This window comes from Thermococcus sp. SY098 (assembly GCF_035621495.1).
In the GTDB taxonomy this organism is placed as follows: Archaea; Methanobacteriota_B; Thermococci; order Thermococcales; family Thermococcaceae; genus Thermococcus_B.
The window spans coordinates 788,272-809,543 of the sequence record NZ_CP141821.1; the positions used below are offsets into that span (position 1 = coordinate 788,272).

Genomic DNA, 21,272 nt, shown 5'->3' on the forward strand with positions numbered 1-21,272 from the left:
TTCTTCAAAGCTATCGTGCTCCTGAATTTAAAAATTTAAAGGAAACCTGTCGCAAAATATTTATAAGTTGGTCATTCTAATGACTAAAATGGTGGTATTATGGTTCATCCAGATGACTATATTACAGAACATCTGCTTAATCTTCCAACCCTTCTCAAGCCATACAACAAACCAGAAAAGCGAGAGCTCTATGACTGGCTTGTCTCTAAGATTAATTCATATCTGAAATACGGGAAAGCTGATACAATCTTACTTCTTGGCATAAGAGGAGTTGGAAAGACAACGCTTTTAGCACAGCTCTACTTTGATGCAATTTCAAAAACGAATCCAAATCAAGTGCTCTATCTACCTCTTGATAGGCTCCAAGCTTTTGGGCTAAGCCTCCTGGATGTAGTAGAAGCTTATAAAAGGATGATAAAGCCAGAAAAAGCTGTGATGCTCCTCGATGAAGCTCAGTATGAGGAAAGATGGGACTTGAAGCTCAAACTACTCCACGATGAGAAGAAATTTCTTATTGTTGTAACGGGTTCCTCGGCGATGAGGCTCAGAGAAAGTCCCGATTTGGCAAGAAGAGCTCTTCATAGAGAGCTTTTCCCAATGACTTTCAGAGAATACTATCGCCTCAAAACTGGTGAGTCCCTTCCAGAACTCATGTGGAAGATCCTTAATTTGGAAGAAACTGAGCTCCCACCTCTCAGGAAAGAGATTGCCGAGTACGTAAGAGTTGGTTCCATGCCGCTTTCGCTTGAGATGGAAGAATGGGAAGTTTATGAGAGGCTCATCACGATGCTTGATAGAGTTGTTTACCGTGACCTTAGAGAAGTCCATGAATTCGACGCTGAAACGCTTGACAAAGTCTTCAACCTGCTTTACTTAGTAGCAAATCCAAAGGCGGAAAGATTCAGCTACGAGAGACTTTCCAGAACACTTGGCTTAGCTAAAGGAACTGTTATAAAGCTTGTAGATGCTCTTGAGAAAGCTGGAATTGTTCAAAAAATTCCAATTCATGGCTCGCTTTCTAAGAACATCAGAAAAAATCCGAAGATAAAGTTTCTTGCAGTTCCGATAAAATCTGCCCTTCTTTACAAAGCTGGCATAAGCATCAACAAAGAAGAAGTCTTCGCATCTCTTCTTGAAGATGTCGTGGCATTCTACCTTTATTTGATTGCAAAGGCAAAAAGGGGAAGACTGAGCTACGAGCCAAGTAAAGGAAGTGCTGATTTTGTGCTTGAGCTTGGTAGTGAAAAAATTGTTATTGAAGTTGGACTTGGAAAAGAAAAGAAAGGTCAAGTTGAGAGGACAATGGAAAGAGTTGGAGCAGAGAAAGGCATTGTAATCGGGAAAAGGTATCAGATTGATGAGAGAGTTGCCTTTTATCCATGGCAGGTGTTTGTGGTAGGGTTGTAGGATACAAAATGCATAATCCATCCAAAAAATTTTTAAGTAATCAAATGATTACATGTTATTAAGTGATAACATGAATGCTGAAGAACTCGCCAAAATGCTTGATGGACTCGGGCATCCGCTCAGACTCAAGATAGTTGCACTGCTTGCAAGGGAAAACAGGGCAATGTACTTAAATGAGATAGCAAACGGTCTTGGAATAAACAGGGCATTGGCTAAAGTTCACCTCAAAAAGCTTGAAGCTGCAGGAATTGTCAAGAGTAAAGTGGTGCTTGATGAGGAGAGAGGAAAAGCCCTGAGATTTTATGAGCTTGTGCCGTTTAATATTCATCTTTCACCTGATGTCTTGAAGGAGGTGATAGAATGAGAACCCGAGACATTGTTATTTTAGCAAGCTGGGTAGCCGCAATAATTATCTCAGCTGTCATAATTATAAAAGGTGGGGCAACATACGCAAACATAGGAATAGCGTTGCTTCTTTTCCTTATGGCAAGCGGAATATCTTTTGCAGTCGGATACTCACTATACGATACTGAAGAGCTAAAACTGTCCAGAGAGCTCTCAGCATTGACTTCAAGGCTTGAGGAAATTGAGAAAAATATCAAAAGCATAGAGGAAAAGGTTGAAAAGATCGAGAAGTTTTTGGAGGAGTAATCCTTGTTTTTATTTTAAACACTTCACATATATTAGCGCAGGCTCGCCCCACTCGGGATAGGGATCAATGAGCGCGACACTCACGAAGCCGGTCTTTTCGTAGAACCTCCTCGTTGCATCGTAGGGTTTGTATGAGAGATCGCCGGATGTCTTGACGACGAGGACTTCAAATCCATGCTCCTTTGCCCACTCCTCGATGAAGTTCAATAGCTTAGAACCAATACCTTTCCCTCTGTGTTCTCTTCTTACCGCCATCCAGAGGATTTCAAGGGCTTTTTCATTAAGAGGCTTGATAGTTATGAAACCAAGGACTTCTTTGTCGAGGGTTATGAATGTGATCTCACTTTTTAAATCCTCTTCAATAGCCCTGAGTCCAGCTTCATTGAACCACTCTGGCAAATTGCGGGCTATTTCAAGACATGTCTTTCTTTCGTCATCGATCTGTAGAGATTTGATGATCATATCCAACACCCTTAGTTTTTTTTCCAGCCACAGCCAGCCAGTCATTCCAACCAAATTAGCCGCTGAGTGAAGGGCATAGGCTGGAATCAAAGAACCACTGATGGCTCTGAAGTAACCAGCAACAAGACCCATTAAGAATGCATCCAGCACAATGAAAATCCTGAATCCTTTGGGAGCATCACGAAAAGCCAGTATGTGAACGAGACCAAAGATAATCGCTGCGAAAACTATCGCAACCCAGAAACTCGTATGGCAAAGGAGATAACCTTCAATGAGGCCTCTGTAAAGTGTCTCTTCGCCGAGAGGTGCGAGGACGAGCATTAAAATGGCAATCTTAAACGTAGTGTCTGGTAAAAAGTCTGGTCTGTAGTTTTGAACCAGCTTGTAGGCTATTGGAGCTGTGATTGCAGATAAGCCTAGTCCAGCAAAGAAGGCTTTTGGAACGTACATCAAGTTGAATCTGAAACCGTATTCACTCAAGTTTCCAATGAGGGAAATCACAGCTACTGATAGCAGGAAAAAGCTCGCCTGTGTTACCACCCCAATTATAAACGGATCATCTTTTTTCTTTGAGACTTCCCCAGCTATTATGAAGCTTGGTATTAAAACAAAAAGCCAAAAGGCGAGAGCTGTAACCAGCTCAAGCATTTCTATTACCTCTCAAAATTTATCTCAATAAGCTTTCCACCAGTCATTTCAAGAATTTTGTTTTCAAAATCTTCGAGAGTCATGTTCCTAAACTCCAGTTCGGCTGAAATTTTCATGACATACTCTTCTTCACGCTTATCACAGCTTCCCTCGAATGGTTTTGTAACAATAATCTTCTTCAATTTGCCAGATCTGTCGTCAACTTCTCCAATTAGAATCCAGCATAATGACTGCCTTTCATTGCTCATGCACTCAAGTTCAGCATTTAACCAAGTGTTGTTTTTAAGAGTTAACACCAACAGCCCTCCACAGGATTCCCTTGTCATGCTCATATTGAAGTTCAGCATTTTTTCGATTTCTTTGCTAACATTTCTATAGTATCTCAAAACAGTCATCTGAGCCATTGAATCAGAAATTCCAAAAACTCTATGGGATGTATGATTAACGCGGTATTCAACCCAAAAATTCCTGAGCTTTGTTAAGTTATTGCGATAATATGCCTGAAGTTTTATATATACAATGTCTTTGTCTTTTGGTCTTGCATAGTCTTTATGCCATACCCAGAAGACCCTTGTTTTTACATCATAGCTTGCATCTAAGTTCCAAGCTGAAATGGATCCAACAGTTATAAAAGCATTTTTACCTCTCAATTTTTCAAAGAGTTCTGTACTGGTCTGCTTAAAATAGTCAATAGCGGCATATACATCCATACCATATTCATCCCATAAAATCTTAGTGAACTGTTCCTGCTGGTTTTTGTAGTAAGAAAGCTCCCGTTCAAAGTCTTGAATTTTGGAATACATTTCTATTGGGAGGATTAGTAGGATAAGCATGACAATCCCAACTAGTACCATTTTGTATCCCCTGCTCATAGACTCACCATTAGTTTTAATGCTCCAAAGTTTATAAAATTACACACGTATGTGGTTATGCTTGCCTATTGAGCAAATTCTTTAAGAATCCTTACAACTTCATCCCTCAAATTCCTCGGCAAGTACTCATCATTAAGATAGCTCTCAACATCTTTAAGCCTCTTTTTAATCCACTCAACATTGCATTCTTTGAGAGCAAACTTAAGCTCCTCTTCGAGCGCCTTTAGATGGCATTCATAGACTGTTTCAGGGTTTTCGACTATAACGTTCGACGTTACTTCTAGGCCTCTCTTCTTGAGACACTCAATTTCAACGAGTTCATGAAACAGTAAGTATTCATTTGACAAGATGTCCCCAGGCGTGTATTTATCGTCCTCATAACTCTCTGCAGTTAGGTAGGTGTAAAGCTCTTCAGGGGAGACATTGAACTCTTTTCCAAGCTTTTTTGACAGTTCATTTATTCGTTTTTTGATTTTGGTTCCCATCATCAACAAATATTTTTAAGGCGTTGGATTTAAGCTTTTTTGATAATAAGAAGAGCAAGAATTAAAGATGAGGATATTTTGAAAGAAATACACTCTGGAGAACCTCCATGGGAAAACTTTGAAACTTACCTAAAAGCTATTAGAAACTCTGGTGGAGACATATTTCTTTACGAAAATAAAGGGGAAATTGAGCTTTTACCATTCAATGGGAAAGCTCACATCCATGTTCTCTGGGTTCAAGAGGGATATAGAGGCAAAGGTATCGGTTCAAAGCTTTTAGCATTCGCCGAGGAATGGGCAAAGAAACGAGGTCTGAAAGGACTAAGCGTCATTCCAGAAGACAAGAATGCCATGAGATTTTATGAGAAAAATGGATTTGAATTTAAAGACTGGCAAGTGAAGGGTATAAAGGATGTTGAAGGATGCGATGTAAAAGTAGAGTCCCATTATGACAATCCTCCAAAGTTTCCGAACATTTCAGCCGTTTATACTTCCGGTCTTTTCCTTTGGAACCTCCACAAAAAAGCTCCCCGAGTTAGATTTGGGGACTTTACAATACTTCTTATTGATGAAGGAAACTGTGTAAATGCTGTTATCTATGGGAAGATACTCAACAGAAGAATTGTGAAAGTTGCTGAGTGTCTTGCTGGAAAAATCAGGAAAAGAATGTTCCTTCAGGTTTGGATGAAAGATTGGAAGATTTTAGAGGAAGAAGGGTTTAAGAGAATCGGTAAAGTTGAGTGGATGGAGAAGATTTTCACTTAAGTGCATCTATCAATTCTCTGCTCACTATATATTAAGATGAAAAAGCCTACTGCATTCAAAACACCCAATCCACACACTCCTGCAGCCAGCATTGAAACATCAACGCCATGCTCAATCAACCATGCAAAACTCAGCTGTGATAAGGGAATTATAAGGGTAGCCAATGCATCAAAAGCTCCTCTGTAAGTGCCGAGCTTTTCAAGCGGGATTATCCTCTGAAACAGACTGTCAAAGGAGACGTTTAGAATCCCTCCTCCAAAGTTCAAAAGCAAAATTCCAGCAAAGAGCAAAACTAACGAAGGTAAGCCTAAAAGCAAGACTGCAACACTTTCAAGGAGCATCCCTATGAAGAGAGGTTTTGAGATCCCAATTTTACGCTTGTGAGCAAAAAGAGCTATTCCAGCAGCACCAGCCAAGCTTCCTAAACTCCCAACAGACTTCAGCAGACCATAAATGGCTTCCTTTTTACTCAAATTTCTGAGAGTGTTAAAGACAAAAATCCTTGCTGGGGCTATTGCAAAGTTGAAGAGCAGGATTAATGCGATTCCTGCAAAAACAACTCTATGAGAAGTTTTGGGCTGGGCTGATCCACTTCTCTCTCCAATTGTCTCTTCTCGTCTCACTGCAACGTTGATGTATGGAATGAGAAGCAGAGCCCCAATTAAAAGGAAGAGCACATCCAGAAGCATAAGCTTAATCCCAAAGAGGTAAGCAAGATAACCCACAACAGGAAACGCAAGAAGAGAAGTTACCTCCCCGACAGTTTGTACTTTTGCGTTGAGCTTTTGAAGCTCAGACTCCTCAAAAGTCATGGAAGCTATAAGCGTAAAGCCGAAGTATCTATGAAGAATATCAAGAGCCGAGATTAGTGAAATTAAGAGGTAAAATGCCCAAATGTTTGAGGCGAACTTTATTATTGTTAGAGCAAAGAAAGACTGAAGGAACAATGCGAGAAAAGCGAGCCTAACTTTTTTCTCAGTCTTATCAAGAAAGCGACCCATTAAAGGTGGTGCTATAACCCAGGGGAGCATGGAGGCTAAAGAATAGCCCGCCACGCTGAGGAGGGAACTCGTTTGGTTAAGGAGATGCCAAGGTAGGGCTATGCTTTCAATTGCATCTCCAGTGATTCTGAGCACAGTTGTGAGAAGTAAAAGGGTGTAGAGTTTAGATTTCATCGAAGCCACCAGTGAGTTCTCTTTTACTTTTGAGATTACCTCAGATAAAAGTTATAAGCTTTCTGGAGAACTCTGAATATGCCGTTCACTCCTTTCCACTTCGGACCAGCACTATTGTTTGCAGCCCTTTTTGGATATTTAGATTTCTGGACTTTCATGATTGCTAATGTGATTGTAGACTTTGAACCCCTCTTGGTTTTGATCCTTGGCTTAGATTTGCGCTATGGCTATCCGCTTCACGGCTTCTTCCACACTTTTATTGGAGGCTCTCTGGTTGCCTTAGCTCTGGCAGAGGTTATGACAAAAGTTTACAAACACTTAAGAAGAAAGACGGACATCAGAAAGCTTAGAATTACAGCCTTAAGCGGGGTCTGGCTTCACATAGTTCTTGATTCATTCCTCTACACGGACATAAAGCCCCTCTTCCCTCTGAGCTGGAATCCGTTTTATGGAGTGTTTTCAGCTTTTGATGTCTACAGCTTTTGTGCATTGGCTTTTCTCCTGGGGATGCCGCTATATTCGCTGATGAACCTAAAGCTCCATCCTAAACACTAAAACGTCAGGCTCCCTAAAGTCAGTCCAGTTCTTAAAACCGAGCTCCTTTAGGGGCTCGATTAAATCATCTCTATCCTCGGGGAGCATTATATCAATGCTGTCATAACCGATTTTCTTGGCTTCAAAGCTCATTGCGGGCAAAAGCGTTTTTATGCTCTCAGTTGAAAGCTTGAAAGGTGTGAATGTCGGTTCATTTTCGTATATTGGAACATAGAAAAACTTAAGCCCTTCGTATTCCCTAATTTCTGCCTTTTTGTTCAGCCACTTCAGACTTTCCTCACATCTGTGCAGGAACTTCCAGCCGTAGGGGATGTAATCTTTATAGTCGAGCTCTTCTAAAGAGTGAATTTTTGAAGGTTTTGGGTGTTCTCCCTCCCCAAGTGCTCTCTGAATGTAATAAAACCGCCCCACAATCTTAAAACCATCCTTCTTCGCCATTGCAATACTCTCTTTGTTGAGGAAGTATGTTGAAAACTCCAGTGCATCTATAACACCTTTCTCTGCGAGTGCCTTCCCTTTTTGTAGCATAAAGTTGTGCAAAACTCTTCCAAAGCCACGCTTTTGATAGCTGGGATGAACCCTAAGACCTTCAAGCCAGCCGACTTTGTTGGGTAGGATAGTGAGCTTTGCCGTTCCGATAACTTTTCCTTCCAGCTCGAGAACATAGAAGTTTCCGTCTTTTAGCCAGGTCTCAAAAACTCGAGCAAGATAATCTTCACCTTCCCAGGTTAACTTTGCAATTTCCTCGATGAATGGCTTATCTTCGGGTTTAACTTCCCTGATAAGAGGCTTCATTCGTATCCCCAAACATTTTTATGAATTTCGAGATATAAATCTTTGAGGTGCTGAGATGATTCCTCGGAGGGTTGAAAAAGCGAGGATGCTGAAGAAGTTTTTTTAGAAAAAAGATAAGAGCAAGTCATTAAGATCTAAACTTTCCTTGCAACCACTATTATCCTTGGGGCGTTTAGTGAGAGTTCCCTTCCATCAAAGCCTCCATAAACCTTTTCTATCTCAAAACCCGCTCTTTTTAGGAGTTCTTTTAGTTCCGTGAACGTGTAGATCCTCACTGAAAAAGAAAATTCTCTCCTCTTGGTGTCTCTAATGAGTATTCTTTTCGTGTTTGCTCTGCCGGAAAAAACATCAAAGTCCGTTATGTCGATCATCATATCCTTTCCTTTCTCGAGCACATAATACCGTTGCATGTTCTTTACAAAAAAGTCCCTGTTTGGAACATCAAGAACAAAGAGCCCGCTGGGTTTTAGAGCAGCATACACATTCTTCAGCACTTTAAAGTTTTCCTTGTCACTAAAGTAGCCGAAGCTGGTGAAAAGCAAGAGTACATTATCAAACTCATTCTTGAAGTCGAGCTCTCGCATATCCCCTTTCATGAACTTAACGCTCACTCCCCTCTCTTCCGCAGTTTTTCGCGCAATCTCGAGAAAGCCGTCCATTATGTCAACGCCAACTACTTCATGTCCCAGCTCTGCCAGCTTTATTGCATGCCTCCCAAAGCCGCAGGCCAAATCTAAAATCCTCTTTGGCTCCTCCAATTCAAGAGCTTTTACCAGAAACTCGACTTCCTTTTGTGTTCTCTCCTCAGTCAGCTTTTCAGAGTAGAAGTACATGTAATCGTCAACGTCAAAGACTTCCTCAATATTAAATGTCATCCTGTATTCCCCCTAAGATGTTCACAACTTCCATAATCCGCTTGCTAAATAATCAACAAGCATTTGTGTTTTTGAGCTATTTACAGTTTTCTCTTTTTCTTGATATCCAGGCACAACAGCAACACCAGCCACAAAAATCCTATCTTCAACCCGCTTGACAACCTCCACCCATCCGTTCTCCCAGAGTTCCTTTTTCCAGACTAACTTTCCATCAAAGTCCAGCTTGGCAACAATGGCATCCCGTTGAGTTCTCCACCAACAAGTATTCCGTCATTGAGGATTTGAATTGCCGTTCCAGTACCCTCTCCGAGCGTTGCTTCCCACTCTCCAATTAGAGAAATCCAGAACTCCCCGTTCTTGTCGCCCGTAATGAGAATTTTGCCGTTTAAATCCGTGACATCAAGGGCTATTCCTTCTCCAAGGTGTTTTTCTCCGAGTGTATTTCCTTCCCTATCAAGCTCAAAAGCTATTACACTCCAGCCAGTATCTTTCACGCTCCCTATCAGATTGAAGCCTCTTTTACCCTTAATAATGCCTCCAAAAATTGCATCCTCCCATGTACCGAGCGTTCTCTTCCAGAGCAGATCACCCATAAGGTCTGTTTTCATTAGAAAAAAGCTCCTTTTGCTGCCGTCCGAGGCTTCACCGCCCAGAAGAACACCGTTACTAAGGGGGACTATGGAATACACGCACTCGTTGCCCAGAATGCGGTACTTCCTCTCCCAGATTTTGTTTCCATTCCCATCTACCTTTGCAAGGTAAGCCTTCCAGCTCTCCCCGCCGTCTGGAGTAGCTATTCCTTCAACAGCGCCGCCTATGAGGTAGCCATCGTCCACCTTGGCTATCGAATGCCCCTCCCAGTCATCTTTGCCGCCAAAGAGCTTGAACCACTCAAGCTTCTCTTCATAGTTCAATTTGATGAGCATAATATTGTAGTTCTCATTCTTCACGCTACCAATGATTAAAATGCCATCTTCCATAGATATTCCAGCTACTGGAACGGTTTCTTTTCCGAAGGTGTAGGTTTTCATGGTTTGGCCCCCACAGTTACAACACTAAAAGTCCCCAGATAGTGCGTTTCCACTTCAAAACCGACTTTTCTAAGGATGAACTCCACAATCCACGGTGACCAGATGTTAATTTTCACCCTGAAGAAGTAGCCCTTCTCAAGGTTAATGAAAAGCCGCTCTACCTGTCCTTTCACGGTGTTGAGGGAAACGTGGAACTGGATAAACGGCTCCTCAACGAGCACGTGCTTATAGCCCTCATGCAAAAGCTTAACCCAGTCCGCATAGTCAACAAATAAGATGCCATTTGGCTTTAGCACCCTGAAAGCCTCTTGGACAATCTTATCGAAATCATAAACACTCAGGTGGGGTAGAGAATTTCCCAAAAGCGCAACCAGGTCAAAGCTTTCATCAGGAAAATCGAGCTTCTTGGCGTCCATAATCCGGAACTCTGCTTTATATCTGAGCTCCTTTGCGATTGCTTTTGCCTTTTCCACGAGTTCTTCTTGGACATCGATTCCAACAACCTCAAATCCCAGCTCTTCGAGAGCAAAGGTCGAGATTCCCATGCCACAGCCGATGTCCAAAGCTTTGCCGCTTTTTATTGGGAGAAACCTTTCAAGCAGTTCTTTCTGCTTTTCCATTCTCTTTTTTCCAACTTCAGTTCTTGGATCATACATCCAGAGCTTTTCCTTATAGGTTGGCTCAAATGTGCAGCCGAGGTTTCTGAACATAGCTTCACCCGAAATTACTACATGAGAAAGTTTTAAAACTCTTTTGGATTAGTTAGAAGAGGTGGACTTGAGTGGAATTCCTCAAACTCTACTACGATGAAGCCCTCAAAGTTTTTTATGAAGCTGGCGGGAGTGAAGAGGAGCTTTACTGGCTCGTCAGCAGTATGTTAGTTAGATATCCAGCATACAGAGATGAGCTTAAGGTTAGGAGAAAATTGACGGATTGGATAGTCCAAGAGGTTAAAGGGAAAATTCTTGACGTCGGTTGTGGTCTTGGGATTTTGACGTTCAGGATAGCACTTAAAGAGGAAGTTGAAAAAGTTATGGGTATTGATAAGAGTCAGGAATTAGTAGATTTCTGCAACCGTTTGAGAGACAGAATCACCAGGAAAGCTGAGTTTTTATATGGCGATTTCTTAGAGGTTAAGCTCGGAGAAGAATTTGACTTCATTGTTTTTCTCTACACGCTTCACGACTATGAGCCAAAGCCTTTTCTGGAGAAAGCGCTTGAAATATTGAGTCAAGATGGAAAGATTATTATCGGCGATTTTGACATAGATGGACTTAGAGAAAAAATCAGAACATTTGCACAAAAGAATGAACTGAAAATCGCTAAGGATATCACCGTTGGAAAGACAAAGACGCATGGAGAGTTTTATGAAGCATTTTTAATGGTCATTGAAGGTGGTTGAGATGTGGCTCGGAAAAGGTCGTGAAATAATAAACCCACAGGAGGCAAAACTGAAAAAGAACCTTACGAGAAGTATTTAATAGTCTTCACAGATATCGCCGCAAATTATGCCAAGCAATTGCTGAATGATGCGGAACTTAAAGAAGAGTGCACTTATGTTCGTCGAGCTTTTGTCGGTGAGTACAAAGGGAAGAAAATCTATGTCCTAAATCCCTACTTTGGGTCGGATTCGGAAATAGAAAACTAAAAAGAGCTGAAAGACTCTTAGTCAAAGCTGCTTTGGAGACATTGATATCATTTTGAAATATTGGGTTAAATTTCTTCGAATTTTCGTTCATTTCAATTTCCATCTTCAAAAAACTAATAAATCAAAAGATAAGACAGAATATAAGGGTGGTATTCGTGGATAATGGCGTGGAAAACCTTATCAGGCTTTGGGAGTCCCTTGCCCCAGGAGAGAGCATTTTGGCTGAATATGATTCTCTGGTGCTTCCTTACAAAGGATTTCACTATCTAATCAGCTGGGCTGAGAAAAGAGGACACTCAATAATGATTATTGATGTCCTTGATACGTTATATCTCTACAAAACCCAGCTCAAGCTTGCCGGAGTTGACACCGGCATCATTGACAACGCATCAGTGGTTAAAATTGGGGGCAGGCTCAACGTTGGAAACGTGTTGAAAAGGCTTCCAGCAAATGATATCCCCAAACTCCTCAAAGATTTTGAGGGATTTTACAGTGAATACCTCCGGAAAGTTCAAAATCAATCTGGTATAGTTATAGTATTGGGGCTCTCAAAACTTCTGCTTCTTGCAGAATCCAAGTTTGAGGGGCTCATGGTAATTGATCTCTTAATCAAATACACGGGAGCCATAAATAGAATAGCGTTTTATTTTGTAAATGTTGATGTGCTGGAGAACAGCTCCCGCTATTTAATTCCGCTTTTAGAGGAACTTGCAACCACCGTGATAAGGGTGGAAAGAGCAAGAAAAGAGGAGGATATAGAACCTTATGTCTATGTTACCGTTGCAAAGGCTATTAATGCGGAGCTTGAAGGGTTTAAGATTAAGCTTTAAATTTTCTTTTAAACTTCTATTCTTCCCTACTTAGAGAGACTTTAACCAGAACAAAACAGAAGAAGTTTGTAATAGCTTTAAATACAAAAGGCACTCCAGCTCCAGAGCCCAGTAAAAACCCACCAAAAGCTGGTGCCGGAATTGAAATTAGTGTTGTCATTGCATTGATGGTTCCAAATGCTGACGCCCTCATATCTTTGAAGTATTTTTCAATTATCAATGGGAGAGCAGCAAAGCCAACCATTCCAAAAGCTTTCCATGCTAAATAAGCCAAAACAAGAATCCAGCCTTTTCCAAGTGAAAATGCCAAAAGAGATGTTGCAACAACCAAATAGCTCAAACTCAAAGCATTGACAGGTTCAAATCTGTCCACAAAAATACCAGCAAAGGTTCCTCCAAATGCTATTACCAGCGTTTGAGCTGAAATTAGGAATCCGTAATCAAGGACAGAATATCCAAGTTCTCTCAGGTAAAGCGGGACAATCCATTGCACTGCTTCGGTGGAGAATGCATTAAGGGAGTATAAGAAGAGTAAAGCTGTGAAAGATTTTGATCTTAAAAGGTTAAAGTTAAATGAATTTTGAACTCGTTGTCTCTTGGTGTCTTCCAAAAATACCAGCAAAAGGAGAGAAATTAACAAACCAAGAAAGCCCATGAAGACAGCAACATCGTATTTACCCATCTCATAGAGCTTGGCACCTGCTGGAGCCGTCAATGCTGGAGGAATGGAAGGCAATACTCTTTGAACGAGCATATAAGTTAAGCCTTTTCTCCTTTGAGCTTGCTCCACTATGAAGAGAGACTTTGCTGGTATGCCAATACCAGAGCCAAGACTCATAAGCGGATAAACCAAAGACACAAGGAGGGTATTATGGAGTAGAATTAATAGTGGGGGAAAAGCATAAATGCCATATCCTATGAGCAAAGTTCGTTTATATCCGAGTATGTCAGCTATTTTACCTCCAATAATGTTCCCAAAGGCTCTCATCAAAAGTGCAAGGGTAAAAATTAAGCCTATTTGAGTTTTGCTAATTCCCAAATCGAGAAGAAAGTACTGGATGTACATAATCCAGAGCGCATTCGAGAAAACTAATATTATGTTTGAAAGCGTAATTAAGGAGAGATTTCTGTTCATTTTGCTCTCCTTTAGAGAGTTTTAAACACTTTGCTATTTTATTTTTTCTTTTGAAAGTCTTACCCTTTATGGAAAGGAAGTCAGAAAAAACTTAAAATCAATTAAAACCCATTAAAACTGACAACTTCTTCCAGCTTCTTTCTTTCATATTTCGGCTTTGGATCTGCAGGATAGCCAACTGGAAGGATTACTTGAAGCTTGTATTCTTTGGGAGCATTGAGTAGCTTTTCCACAGCTCTTGGATTTGGCGGTGTGTATGTCACAGTTCCCAAACCAAGTTCTTCCAGTGCAAGAAGGAGGTAACCCACAGCAATCCACGTTGAGTGCAGCCAATACGGGGCTTTGGTATAACCGAAGACGAGGATAAGATAAGGCGCTTCACTTAAAAAGGCTTTTCTGGTGAGAATCCCTTCTCTTTAAGCCACTCTCCAAGCTTTCCGCTTACTTTTTCATAGAACTTCTTCTCTTCAATCTCACATACTTCTCTAACCCTCTCCTTAATCCAAAGATCATCTACAATTACAAAATGCCACGGCTGGGCATTCATACCAGATGGGGCCTCTTTTGCAGCCTCTATTGCCTTCAAGATATCTTCAAAAGGAGGTTTCTCTGGGAGGAACTTTCTTACAGTCTTTCTTCTTCTTGCAAGCTCCAAAACTTTCATCCAATCACCATAAGTTCCTCAATAACTCAAAGATAAAACAATAACGGTAATGTCATGCTTCAAGTAGCTATTGAAAATAATTAAGTTAAGAAAGAGAAGCAACGATCATCCAATGTGTCCCATTTCCATTGGTGTATTTATTATCTGCTCATACTGATCCTGAGGCAGCACCTGAGGCTGGTATGCTATGCCATAGTTCTCAAGGGTTCTGACGAATGCCCTGAGGTGATTTCTTGAGCCCATCATGAGGTTCTCATAAACGAACTTTATATCTTCGTTGTCGCTCTTTGCGAGCCATTCTTCAAGGTCTTTAATGTCCACTTCCTCTATAAGGGCTCCAACTTTTAGGGCATCCTCAACACTTTTGCTCCCCTCAGCGACGAGCTTGTCATAAAGGGCTTGAATCTCTGGATTTGTAAACTCGCCGATGCCGTTGTCTCCAACGGGGTCAGTTAGATTATACTTCTCGATCAAAGCCAGCACCATGTCCATATGCGTCTGCTCGCTCCTTGTGGCGATGTTGTAAAATATCTGCAATCCCCACTTTTCATAAAGCGTCAAGTAAACGTCCCTTGCAAGCTTCTCCTCCTCACGCATCCAGAGGATTCCATCAATCTCATCTTGCGTAAGCTCTTCAACCGGATATGAACTAACCAGATCAGCAACTGCTTGATAGCCTGCAGGTGTTGTAACCGCTCCGCCTCCAGCACCAGCATTTTCAAGATTTGTCGGTTGCTGAGTTGCAGTTTTGGTGACCGTTATTGTCTGAGTGATTGTTTCTGTGGTGGTTAAACAGCCAGCCGCTATTGTAAGCAGCATAACTCCAACCAGCATCAGACCAAACAATTTCTTTTTCATGTTCACGACCTCCATCCATATGTAACTTTAATATTACATATGTAGTTCGACTTTATAAATCTTTTGGTTCACAGAATTAGACAATATCCTTATATTCTCAAACATAGAAGGTTTAGCTATGAAAGCTGGTACCAAAATCGCCTTGATATTCATTGTTCTTGCAAATATAATGAAAAAGTCGCCTGTGTACCTTCTTCTCTATCTTTTTGCTTTTGCAATATTGTCTCAAAGAGCCTGGAAATCTCTTCCTAAACTTCTTCTCTGGGCGTTAATAGTTGGGTTTTCAGCTGAAATTGTCGGCACACATGCATGCTTACCTTTCGGATGCTATGAATACGTAAATTTGAGACCCCAAGTTTTTGGTGTTGGGTTGTTTGTCCCCTTTGCGTGGGGAATTTTTGGAGCAGTTGCATATCTAACAGCAAGCTATTTCTTCAGGAACTGGAGTAAGAGACTCCTTTTTGCTGCTCTTCTGATGGTCATTATTGATCTCTCTGTTGACCCAATAATGACCTCTTGGAAAGCCTGGATCTGGAAGAGAACAACAGCCATAAACTGGTTCGGAATCCCGTGGACAAATTATCTGGGCTGGTTTGTGGTATCATTGATGTTTTTCTACCTGTATGAACGTTTTTCAAGGGTTGAAGTTGAGGATGCGCTTTTAAAGCTCGGCCCTCCGATTTATCTTCTGGAAATGTTAACATTCATGATTTATGCCCCACAGAGCGTAAGGTTTCCTACAGAAATTGCATTTTTGATCTCTTTAGCTGTGATTCTTCCGCTGTATTTATGGAGGCGAATGAAATGAGGGTGGCTCTAATTCCAATGAAAGTTGAAGCTGGGAACTTTGATGCCAACTGGAAGGAGTTTAAAAGGAGGTTCGAGAAGGCGCTGGAGCACAGCCCTGACATCATGGTTTTCCCAGAGTACTGCCTCACAGGCTTTGATGAGTGGGACTTCAGCGGAGCAGAGCTCTATGATGAGATTGTAGACAGGGTGAGCGCACTTGCAAAGGAGAACTCTGTCTATGTAATACTCGGTCTTCTTGAGCCATACAAGCGTTGCGTTTACAACTCTGCGCTGCTCTTCAACCGAGAAGGTGAGGTTATCTTAAAGCATCGCAAGTTTCAGGAGCCAATGAAGTTCTGCACTGGCAACACAGTAAGGACCGCAAGAACAGAGTTTGGTAAGGTGGCAATAATAATCTGCGGCGACCTCTACAATAAGAGAATAGCCAAGTGGATCAAACGCAAAAAACCCGACTATATATTTGTACCAATGGACCGCTCTCCATGGGGCAATTTTAATTTAGAAGAAGAGATTGAGTGCATGAGCAGAAGGGTTAAGCTATTAGGAGCCAAGACTTTTATAGTTAACTCATACGGCCACTGGGGCAGCTTCGGCGGCACATGGATCTTTGATGAAAATGGAAAGCTTCTGACATCATCCAAGGGGAAAGAAATTCTGGTGGTAAAAATTTGATTCCATTTAGGGTTCTATTTTCAATCAATATTGGTTGGAGACATAACCTAAAAGTTTAAAATTTTCAATTTCACACTTCTGTACCATGAAACGGGGAATAGTTGTAGCATGGATACTGTTCATAGTGTTTGCTTCAATGCCGTTTATCGTAAACTGGTCACTGAAAAAAAGCAGTGAAGTTTCTCCCGTTCCGAAAGCACCTTCAGAAAACATCACAGTAGGGGGTGTCATTTATGTGGGCTATGTTACATCGCATACTGGCTCGGATATGCTCTGCGTTGTTCCGGGTGAAGCCTATGTTCCAAATGCTGGTAAAGAGGTCACCCTAAATGTCACCGTAAAGTTCAAGCATGCCCAGCCGTGCCCATATTCAGACTGGAAGATAGTGGCTGAAAACTTGAAGAATGTTGAAATCGTCAAAGAAACCAAGACGGAACTTAAAGATCCTTACACCGCTTTCAAACAGTACATTGTAAAAGTCCTTGGCAACGGAAGCATTGACATTGTCTTCAAATACGGAACCGGGTGTCCATACGGAACGGAAGAGAGGGTAACAGTGAAGTTCTACATTGGTACACCTCCAGAAAATGTTAATGTAAGTACCTCAAATCCTGAAGAACTGCTTGCAACAAATGTCTTTAATATAACGGGGATTGTAAAGGAAATTAACCTTAATGGTAAATACGTGGTTGTTGGCAATACAACCGTCTACATAAAAGGCAGATGGCACGATGAATACGGAGAGGAGTATCAATGGAAAGTTATGCTCGGAGAAGTTCTAAAGGTCGGAGAAAATGTCAAAATAGTCGCAACTGAAGAGAATGGCAAACTCGTTGCCAGCGAAATCATCGTAAATGGACATAAATACACCAAGGGGTGATGATATGAGGATGTGGGTCTCTCTTGCGCTTTTCGTTACATGGCTCATCACGGGGATAACAGGGGTAATACTCCTTGTTGCCCCGCTGGCAGTGCAATATGGAATAAACCTGCCCGTTGATACGGCAGATACAATACATTCTTATGTCGGCTTCATGTTCTTCGGTCTCTCTTTCGTGCACCTGGCACTTAACTGGGGAGCTATGAAAACCTACTTCCGGAGGATGTTCAAGAAGTAATTTAATTTCTTTTCAATATTTGTCCATATTCTGAGAAATCCAAAAAGATTAAATTGAAAGCCAAAATTAGGGTTTTCCACCCATTCCTTGACCCTTTTCCATTGGACTGCTGATTATTTGTTCATATTCATCCTTCGGCAAAACCTGTGGCTCGTACGTTACTCCTCTGTTCTTCAGTTGACTTACAAATGCCCTGAGGTGATTTCTTGAGCCCATCATAAGGTTCTCATATACTGTTATTATGTCAAGCTTATTCGTTTCCGCGATCCTTTCTTGGAGGTCGATGATATCGACTTCCTCTATTAGGGCACCAACTTTTAGAGCATCAATTTCGCTCTTCATGCCCTGCTCTATCAGTTTGTTGTATAAGTCTTGGAGCTTTTTATTTTTGAACTCTCCTATCTTTGAATCTGCTGTTGGATCGGGCAAATTGTACTTCTTAAGCAGCATCCTAACGGACTCAACATGGGTTGTTTCACTTTTGGCAATATTGCTGAATATCTGCAATCCCCACTTTTCGTAGAGTTTAGTGTAAACATCATGAGCGAGCTTTTCTTCCTCAACCATATACAGAAGACCATCCTTTTCAGCTTCAGTTAGCTCTCCAGCCGGTAAGGACTCAATGTAAGACTGCAGCTCCTGGGTATTTACATTGCCATTTGTGTCAGCGGTTAAAGGAATTGTATCAGTTACCGTTGCAGTTTCGGTCTTTGTTTCCCCTATACAGCCAGAAGAGCTCACTACTCCAAGCAAGATCATGATAACAAACAATGCCAGTAGCTTTCTCATTTTAATCCCCAATTAAGTAAATTATCCCTGGAACTTAAAAGGATTTCTTTACTTCCAACAAAAAGTTAAAATTCTGTCTACAAGAGAAGAACACTGAGGGGTGATTCAAATGGTCGTTCCAAAGTTCATAACCGACAAGGTTGCCTTTTCCCCTATGCCATATCCTGAAGAGATTGCAGAACTTGCAAAGGAGTTCCAAGCCGTTGTGGTGCTTACATACGAATATGAGCTCTACTATGATTTGAAGGAGTGGGAAAAACATGGGGTGGAAGTCCTTTACAGTCCCATTGAGGATTTCTCAGCTCCTACACTGGAGCAACTGATCAATATCGTCAGATGGATAGATGAAAAAGCTAAAGATGGAAAGAAAGTCCTGATTCACTGCTTTGGAGGAAGTGGGAGAAGCGGAACAATTGCAGTTGCTTATTTAATGTATTCTCAGGGTTTGAGCCTGAGAGATGCCCTTACAAGGGTTCGTTCACTTAAGCCCTCAGCAGTCGAAACTTGGAGCCAGATGGACATCCTCAGGAAGTTTGAAAGATACCTAAAGGGAGTTACTGGGTAACCTTTTTAAATGAGAATTTGCCACCTTTTTCTTCCTTTGTCTCTCCGATAAGGAACTCGAATATCTCCGGACTGAATTCTGGTGTTAGGGCTTTTGATATAATTACGTCTTCAACCATACCTTTTTTGGTCACCTGACTCTTGAAATCGATTACATAATCACTTATATCAACAACCCTTGCAACAAAATGCTTGGAGACGGCATCTTTATTCACCAAGAGAATCGTTACAGAATTAGGAAACATATCCATGAACTTTGCCAAATCAAAGTATAGCAGCTTTAGTGCAGTGTTCTCTCCAAAGAAAAACGCCAGTCCATCAAGAGTGTATATGACCCTAACCAGCAGCCTATCACCCAAGTTTGGAAGGATTTTTTCTTGATATATCAGGAATGTCTTTGGATTAAGTGTTTCCTCTCCGACATGACCTGAAAAGGTATACACGAATGGGTACCGTGGCATAATACCGTATCTTGATGAGAAGTAATCTATAACGAAGAGATTTCCCTCTTTTCCCTCAGAAACCAAGTCCAAACCCGCGAATTGAGCTCCTCTTATGAGCCTGCCGATGGGATAGCTGTAGTTTGAGATTATTCCCAAATCGCCTTTTTTGATCCTTTTTGCAAGAATGTGCAATGCAAAGTACTGTGCAAATGAATATGTGTCATATAATATTGCCATTGCAGAACCTTGTGACAATCCTCCGCCCATAACTTCATCCAACTCGTTATACAGAGTTTTAACCATCATCTGCCTCACCTACATCTCTCTTAATAGAACTGCAGTTTCTAAGGATAAAAAAACTTTTTGTAAAAATAACTTCAATCACTTAAAAGATATGCGAAAATTAAACCGGATATCAAAAATTCATTTTAAATTTTAAAAAATCGATCAGCATAAGGATTAGGGCAAAAAATTCAAATATTGACTATTAATCCATCATAAGCAACCTTAACTTTGTTCCCATATCTTTTTTTAACATACGCCAAGAGCTGGAGAAAAGGCATGTTTTTATGTGAAATATGTGAAAGATACACATCCTCTGCAATCTCACTTCCAACTTCAGCTCCTTCATCAACGTTATTGTGATATGGATCATCAACACCTGGGGCATAGGTAGCATCAACAACGGCAACATCCGGGGATTTCTCCCTTAAAATAGCCATAGTTTCTGGAGGTATTCCTTTTGTGTCATAAAGCAGGGCAAACCTCTTTCCATCCTCTTCGATTAAAAAACCCAAAGTCTCAATTTCATGATTCAGCCTGAGAGCAGTGATTTTCAGTGAGTCAATTTTTAGGACATCACCAGCCTTAATTGTCTTCGGCTTTAAGTTTTTGGGATCATTTAGAATTAATGCGTCCGCATGACCCTTAGGAGCGTAGAGCTCCGTTTCTTGTGCTATCCATCTGAGCTTATACAGTCCATAGATGTGATCATGGTGCCAGTGTGTGAGAAGGATTGCCTTTAGAGGAACATGGAGGAGATCTCTTATGTCGGTCCCTACATCAATCAAAATCGCTTCGTTGTTTTTGGTTATTACCGCCAGTGTTGAGGGCTTTCTTTGAGCAAAACCTAATCTACGAGCTTCTTCACAGGTTTTACACGTGCAGAGGTGGGCTGGAATCCCTTCGGATCCTCCTGTCCCTATGAAATAGACTATCATTAAATCACCTATTTCATGACCATGAAATAGTTATTTAAATCTTTCTTAGTTTAGTCTTCAGTGCTTTTACATACCACTCAAAGCCGTTTTCATCAACTAAGTGAAGCTCAAAAGGATGATCATAGGGCAAACCAGCTTTTTCCTCTATCTTAACAATGATAGACGCTCTTTGTTTTACGTTTTCAGGCATTTTTTTAACTTTTATTAAGATATCAACATCACTTCCAGCCGTAAACCTTCCTTCAAGCACGCTACCAAATACATACACCTCGCATTCACCCAAAATTTCTTCACATGCTCTTTTTATCAGGGGAAGGTAGTGTTTGTAATTTTTTATCATCTCGTACCTTTGCTTTCCCTTTTTAAGCAACCAAGATCTTATGCTGACCATATTTATCCCACCAGATCCCTCACAAATTGAAGAATTAGTTCAGCCGCAGCTTTTATAGCTTCGGCATCATAATCTTTGTACACAACAGGCTCATATCTTGTGTCTATATACGCATCTTCTAATGCCTTAATATCATTTCTGTGCTTCCGTATGAATTCCCTAACTTTCTCTTCCTTTCCAAATGCTTCTCCCAGTGCTTCAAGTAAAAGTCGAATTGAATGAGTTTTAAGTTTCTCTCCGGTATATTCAAGTAGAACCGCCTTCAATTCAAGCTGAACAGCTTGTTCGAAGTTAAAAGATGCTATGTCATATTCGCCCTTCTTAAATAAATATTCCCCAGATTCCCAAAGTGCCTTTGCCCTCCTCTTCAGAATCTCAATCTCCTCGTAGTGCAATAACATCACCAAAA

At 41.1% G+C, this 21,272-nt stretch carries 28 protein-coding genes and 1 pseudogene; 12 read left to right on the forward strand and 17 right to left on the reverse strand.

Translation table 11 applies throughout. The features are described from left to right. Positions 1 to 99: 99 nt before the first annotated feature. From VFC49_RS04345 to VFC49_RS04355, 3 genes are all read left to right on the forward strand, one after another. A complete protein-coding gene (locus VFC49_RS04345) occupies positions 100 to 1,407 on the forward strand; it encodes an ATP-binding protein (RefSeq protein WP_324736328.1) in 1,308 nt (435 codons plus the stop codon). A gap of 70 nt (positions 1,408 to 1,477) precedes the next feature. Then, complete coding sequence (locus tag VFC49_RS04350) at positions 1,478 to 1,771, forward strand: ArsR/SmtB family transcription factor (protein WP_324736329.1); 294 nt, start codon at positions 1,478 to 1,480, stop codon at positions 1,769 to 1,771. Next, positions 1,768 to 2,058, forward strand: a complete 291-nt coding sequence (locus VFC49_RS04355) for a hypothetical protein (RefSeq protein WP_324736330.1) — start codon at positions 1,768 to 1,770, stop codon at positions 2,056 to 2,058. Before VFC49_RS04350 ends, VFC49_RS04355 begins: the two co-directional genes overlap by 4 nt. 9 nt (positions 2,059 to 2,067) lie before the next feature. Here the strand turns inward: VFC49_RS04355 and VFC49_RS04360 are convergent, their stop codons facing one another. The 3 genes from VFC49_RS04360 to VFC49_RS04370 form a co-directional block, all read right to left on the reverse strand. Then, positions 2,068 to 3,168 carry a GNAT family N-acetyltransferase gene (locus VFC49_RS04360; protein ID WP_324736331.1) on the reverse strand — a complete coding sequence of 367 codons (1,101 nt, stop codon included), beginning with the start codon at positions 3,166 to 3,168 and terminating at the stop codon, positions 2,068 to 2,070. 5 nt (positions 3,169 to 3,173) lie between these two features. Then, on the reverse strand, positions 3,174 to 4,022 hold the full coding sequence (locus tag VFC49_RS04365; RefSeq protein ID WP_324736332.1) for a hypothetical protein: 849 nt from the start codon (positions 4,020 to 4,022) through the stop codon (positions 3,174 to 3,176). Positions 4,023 to 4,105: 83 nt separating this feature from the next. Then, positions 4,106 to 4,528 (reverse strand): hypothetical protein, encoded by a 423-nt coding sequence (locus VFC49_RS04370; RefSeq protein WP_324736333.1) that lies wholly within the window; start codon positions 4,526 to 4,528, stop codon positions 4,106 to 4,108. A gap of 36 nt (positions 4,529 to 4,564) precedes the next feature. On the opposite strand from VFC49_RS04370, the gene VFC49_RS04375 reads away from it, so the two are divergent. Beyond that, positions 4,565 to 5,290 (forward strand): GNAT family N-acetyltransferase, encoded by a 726-nt coding sequence (locus VFC49_RS04375; protein ID WP_324736334.1) that lies wholly within the window; start codon positions 4,565 to 4,567, stop codon positions 5,288 to 5,290. Here VFC49_RS04375 and VFC49_RS04380 read toward each other — a convergent pair. Further along, positions 5,287 to 6,465: an MFS transporter gene (locus VFC49_RS04380; protein ID WP_324736335.1), complete on the reverse strand. Its 1,179-nt coding sequence runs from the start codon at positions 6,463 to 6,465 to the stop codon at positions 5,287 to 5,289. The genes VFC49_RS04375 and VFC49_RS04380 overlap by 4 nt on opposite strands. A gap of 78 nt (positions 6,466 to 6,543) precedes the next feature. Here VFC49_RS04380 and VFC49_RS04385 point away from each other — a divergent pair, with 78 nt between their 5' ends. Further along, positions 6,544 to 7,020, forward strand: a complete 477-nt coding sequence (locus VFC49_RS04385) for a hypothetical protein (RefSeq protein WP_324736336.1) — start codon at positions 6,544 to 6,546, stop codon at positions 7,018 to 7,020. On the opposite strand, the gene VFC49_RS04390 is transcribed toward VFC49_RS04385, so the two are convergent. The 5 genes from VFC49_RS04390 to VFC49_RS04410 form a co-directional block, all read right to left on the reverse strand. After that, complete coding sequence (locus VFC49_RS04390; protein WP_324736337.1) at positions 6,997 to 7,815, reverse strand: GNAT family N-acetyltransferase; 819 nt, start codon at positions 7,813 to 7,815, stop codon at positions 6,997 to 6,999. The two genes, VFC49_RS04385 and VFC49_RS04390, sit on opposite strands and share 24 nt — an antisense overlap. A 134-nt stretch (positions 7,816 to 7,949) precedes the next feature. After that, positions 7,950 to 8,690 carry a class I SAM-dependent methyltransferase gene (locus VFC49_RS04395; RefSeq protein WP_324736338.1) on the reverse strand — a complete coding sequence of 247 codons (741 nt, stop codon included), beginning with the start codon at positions 8,688 to 8,690 and terminating at the stop codon, positions 7,950 to 7,952. A gap of 21 nt (positions 8,691 to 8,711) precedes the next feature. Then, complete coding sequence (locus VFC49_RS04400; protein WP_324736339.1) at positions 8,712 to 8,858, reverse strand: hypothetical protein; 147 nt, start codon at positions 8,856 to 8,858, stop codon at positions 8,712 to 8,714. 32 nt (positions 8,859 to 8,890) lie between these two features. Beyond that, on the reverse strand, positions 8,891 to 9,721 hold the full coding sequence (locus tag VFC49_RS04405; RefSeq protein ID WP_324736340.1) for a hypothetical protein: 831 nt from the start codon (positions 9,719 to 9,721) through the stop codon (positions 8,891 to 8,893). Next, positions 9,718 to 10,431 (reverse strand): class I SAM-dependent methyltransferase, encoded by a 714-nt coding sequence (locus tag VFC49_RS04410; RefSeq protein ID WP_324736341.1) that lies wholly within the window; start codon positions 10,429 to 10,431, stop codon positions 9,718 to 9,720. The genes VFC49_RS04405 and VFC49_RS04410 overlap by 4 nt, the downstream gene beginning before the upstream one ends. 71 nt (positions 10,432 to 10,502) lie before the next feature. Here VFC49_RS04410 and VFC49_RS04415 point away from each other — a divergent pair, with 71 nt between their 5' ends. Both VFC49_RS04415 and VFC49_RS04420 read left to right on the forward strand, forming a co-directional pair. After that, positions 10,503 to 11,123, forward strand: coding sequence for a class I SAM-dependent methyltransferase (locus VFC49_RS04415; RefSeq protein WP_324736342.1), 621 nt, complete (start codon positions 10,503 to 10,505; stop codon positions 11,121 to 11,123). A gap of 401 nt (positions 11,124 to 11,524) precedes the next feature. Continuing rightward, positions 11,525 to 12,199, forward strand: a complete 675-nt coding sequence (locus tag VFC49_RS04420) for a DUF257 family protein (RefSeq protein WP_324736343.1) — start codon at positions 11,525 to 11,527, stop codon at positions 12,197 to 12,199. A gap of 16 nt (positions 12,200 to 12,215) precedes the next feature. Here VFC49_RS04420 and VFC49_RS04425 read toward each other — a convergent pair whose 3' ends face one another. From VFC49_RS04425 to VFC49_RS04435, 3 genes and pseudogenes are all read right to left on the reverse strand, one after another. Continuing rightward, positions 12,216 to 13,334, reverse strand: a complete 1,119-nt coding sequence (locus VFC49_RS04425; protein ID WP_324736344.1) for an MFS transporter — start codon at positions 13,332 to 13,334, stop codon at positions 12,216 to 12,218. Positions 13,335 to 13,435: 101 nt separating this feature from the next. Next, positions 13,436 to 13,998: pseudogene (locus tag VFC49_RS04430) on the reverse strand (nitroreductase family protein). Positions 13,999 to 14,103: 105 nt separating this feature from the next. Next, the gene (locus tag VFC49_RS04435) at positions 14,104 to 14,856 is read right to left on the reverse strand and encodes a DUF2202 domain-containing protein (protein WP_324736345.1); all 753 of its coding nucleotides are present in this window, start codon (positions 14,854 to 14,856) and stop codon (positions 14,104 to 14,106) included. Positions 14,857 to 14,974: 118 nt separating this feature from the next. On the opposite strand from VFC49_RS04435, the gene VFC49_RS04440 reads away from it, so the two are divergent. The 4 genes from VFC49_RS04440 (at position 14,975) to VFC49_RS04455 (ending at position 17,456) form a co-directional block, all read left to right on the forward strand. Beyond that, a complete protein-coding gene (locus VFC49_RS04440; protein WP_324736346.1) occupies positions 14,975 to 15,664 on the forward strand; it encodes a carotenoid biosynthesis protein in 690 nt (229 codons plus the stop codon). Beyond that, positions 15,661 to 16,338: a carbon-nitrogen hydrolase family protein gene (locus VFC49_RS04445; RefSeq protein ID WP_324736347.1), complete on the forward strand. Its 678-nt coding sequence runs from the start codon at positions 15,661 to 15,663 to the stop codon at positions 16,336 to 16,338. Before VFC49_RS04440 ends, VFC49_RS04445 begins: the two co-directional genes overlap by 4 nt. 85 nt (positions 16,339 to 16,423) lie before the next feature. Then, positions 16,424 to 17,218, forward strand: coding sequence for a hypothetical protein (locus VFC49_RS04450; protein ID WP_324736348.1), 795 nt, complete (start codon positions 16,424 to 16,426; stop codon positions 17,216 to 17,218). Between the two features lie 4 nt (positions 17,219 to 17,222). Then, complete coding sequence (locus VFC49_RS04455; protein WP_013467533.1) at positions 17,223 to 17,456, forward strand: DUF4405 domain-containing protein; 234 nt, start codon at positions 17,223 to 17,225, stop codon at positions 17,454 to 17,456. Between the two features lie 66 nt (positions 17,457 to 17,522). Here VFC49_RS04455 and VFC49_RS04460 read toward each other — a convergent pair whose 3' ends face one another. After that, the gene (locus VFC49_RS04460) at positions 17,523 to 18,245 is read right to left on the reverse strand and encodes a DUF2202 domain-containing protein (RefSeq protein ID WP_324736350.1); all 723 of its coding nucleotides are present in this window, start codon (positions 18,243 to 18,245) and stop codon (positions 17,523 to 17,525) included. A gap of 109 nt (positions 18,246 to 18,354) precedes the next feature. Between VFC49_RS04460 and VFC49_RS04465 the strand changes: the two genes are divergently transcribed. After that, the gene (locus tag VFC49_RS04465) at positions 18,355 to 18,810 is read left to right on the forward strand and encodes a protein-tyrosine phosphatase family protein (RefSeq protein WP_324736351.1); all 456 of its coding nucleotides are present in this window, start codon (positions 18,355 to 18,357) and stop codon (positions 18,808 to 18,810) included. On the opposite strand, the gene VFC49_RS04470 is transcribed toward VFC49_RS04465, so the two are convergent. The 4 genes from VFC49_RS04470 to VFC49_RS04485 form a co-directional block, all read right to left on the reverse strand. Beyond that, a complete protein-coding gene (locus VFC49_RS04470; protein WP_324736352.1) occupies positions 18,800 to 19,558 on the reverse strand; it encodes a hypothetical protein in 759 nt (252 codons plus the stop codon). The two genes, VFC49_RS04465 and VFC49_RS04470, sit on opposite strands and share 11 nt — an antisense overlap. 167 nt (positions 19,559 to 19,725) lie before the next feature. After that, positions 19,726 to 20,472, reverse strand: coding sequence for an MBL fold metallo-hydrolase (locus VFC49_RS04475; RefSeq protein WP_324736353.1), 747 nt, complete (start codon positions 20,470 to 20,472; stop codon positions 19,726 to 19,728). A gap of 34 nt (positions 20,473 to 20,506) precedes the next feature. Continuing rightward, entirely contained in the window at positions 20,507 to 20,863 is a 357-nt protein-coding gene (locus tag VFC49_RS04480) for a nucleotidyltransferase domain-containing protein (protein WP_324736354.1), read from the reverse strand. Positions 20,864 to 20,865: 2 nt separating this feature from the next. Next, positions 20,866 to 21,264: a HEPN domain-containing protein gene (locus tag VFC49_RS04485; protein ID WP_324736631.1), complete on the reverse strand. Its 399-nt coding sequence runs from the start codon at positions 21,262 to 21,264 to the stop codon at positions 20,866 to 20,868. Positions 21,265 to 21,272 lie beyond the last annotated feature (8 nt).

Bases quoted from the DNA above. Each gene is read 5' to 3' on its own strand.
- VFC49_RS04345 (WP_324736328.1), top strand. From the start codon at position 100: ATGGTTCATCCAGATGACTATATTACAGAACATCTGCTTAATCTTCCA.
- VFC49_RS04460 (WP_324736350.1), bottom strand. From the start codon at position 18,245: ATGAGAAAGCTACTGGCATTGTTTGTTATCATGATCTTGCTTGGAGTA.
- VFC49_RS04360 (WP_324736331.1), bottom strand. From the start codon at position 3,168: ATGCTTGAGCTGGTTACAGCTCTCGCCTTTTGGCTTTTTGTTTTAATA.
- VFC49_RS04385 (WP_324736336.1), top strand. From the start codon at position 6,544: ATGCCGTTCACTCCTTTCCACTTCGGACCAGCACTATTGTTTGCAGCC.
- VFC49_RS04350 (WP_324736329.1), top strand. From the start codon at position 1,478: ATGAATGCTGAAGAACTCGCCAAAATGCTTGATGGACTCGGGCATCCG.
- VFC49_RS04480 (WP_324736354.1), bottom strand. From the start codon at position 20,863: ATGGTCAGCATAAGATCTTGGTTGCTTAAAAAGGGAAAGCAAAGGTAC.
- VFC49_RS04395 (WP_324736338.1), bottom strand. From the start codon at position 8,690: ATGACATTTAATATTGAGGAAGTCTTTGACGTTGACGATTACATGTAC.
- VFC49_RS04410 (WP_324736341.1), bottom strand. From the start codon at position 10,431: ATGTTCAGAAACCTCGGCTGCACATTTGAGCCAACCTATAAGGAAAAG.
- VFC49_RS04450 (WP_324736348.1), top strand. From the start codon at position 16,424: ATGAAACGGGGAATAGTTGTAGCATGGATACTGTTCATAGTGTTTGCT.
- VFC49_RS04465 (WP_324736351.1), top strand. From the start codon at position 18,355: ATGGTCGTTCCAAAGTTCATAACCGACAAGGTTGCCTTTTCCCCTATG.
- VFC49_RS04380 (WP_324736335.1), bottom strand. From the start codon at position 6,465: ATGAAATCTAAACTCTACACCCTTTTACTTCTCACAACTGTGCTCAGA.
- VFC49_RS04355 (WP_324736330.1), top strand. From the start codon at position 1,768: ATGAGAACCCGAGACATTGTTATTTTAGCAAGCTGGGTAGCCGCAATA.
- VFC49_RS04365 (WP_324736332.1), bottom strand. From the start codon at position 4,022: ATGGTACTAGTTGGGATTGTCATGCTTATCCTACTAATCCTCCCAATA.
- VFC49_RS04435 (WP_324736345.1), bottom strand. From the start codon at position 14,856: ATGAAAAAGAAATTGTTTGGTCTGATGCTGGTTGGAGTTATGCTGCTT.
- VFC49_RS04485 (WP_324736631.1), bottom strand. From the start codon at position 21,264: ATGTTATTGCACTACGAGGAGATTGAGATTCTGAAGAGGAGGGCAAAG.
- VFC49_RS04370 (WP_324736333.1), bottom strand. From the start codon at position 4,528: ATGATGGGAACCAAAATCAAAAAACGAATAAATGAACTGTCAAAAAAG.
- VFC49_RS04440 (WP_324736346.1), top strand. From the start codon at position 14,975: ATGAAAGCTGGTACCAAAATCGCCTTGATATTCATTGTTCTTGCAAAT.
- VFC49_RS04470 (WP_324736352.1), bottom strand. From the start codon at position 19,558: ATGATGGTTAAAACTCTGTATAACGAGTTGGATGAAGTTATGGGCGGA.
- VFC49_RS04390 (WP_324736337.1), bottom strand. From the start codon at position 7,815: ATGAAGCCTCTTATCAGGGAAGTTAAACCCGAAGATAAGCCATTCATC.
- VFC49_RS04455 (WP_013467533.1), top strand. From the start codon at position 17,223: ATGAGGATGTGGGTCTCTCTTGCGCTTTTCGTTACATGGCTCATCACG.
- VFC49_RS04425 (WP_324736344.1), bottom strand. From the start codon at position 13,334: ATGAACAGAAATCTCTCCTTAATTACGCTTTCAAACATAATATTAGTT.
- VFC49_RS04445 (WP_324736347.1), top strand. From the start codon at position 15,661: ATGAGGGTGGCTCTAATTCCAATGAAAGTTGAAGCTGGGAACTTTGAT.
- VFC49_RS04475 (WP_324736353.1), bottom strand. From the start codon at position 20,472: ATGATAGTCTATTTCATAGGGACAGGAGGATCCGAAGGGATTCCAGCC.
- VFC49_RS04405 (WP_324736340.1), bottom strand. From the start codon at position 9,721: ATGAAAACCTACACCTTCGGAAAAGAAACCGTTCCAGTAGCTGGAATA.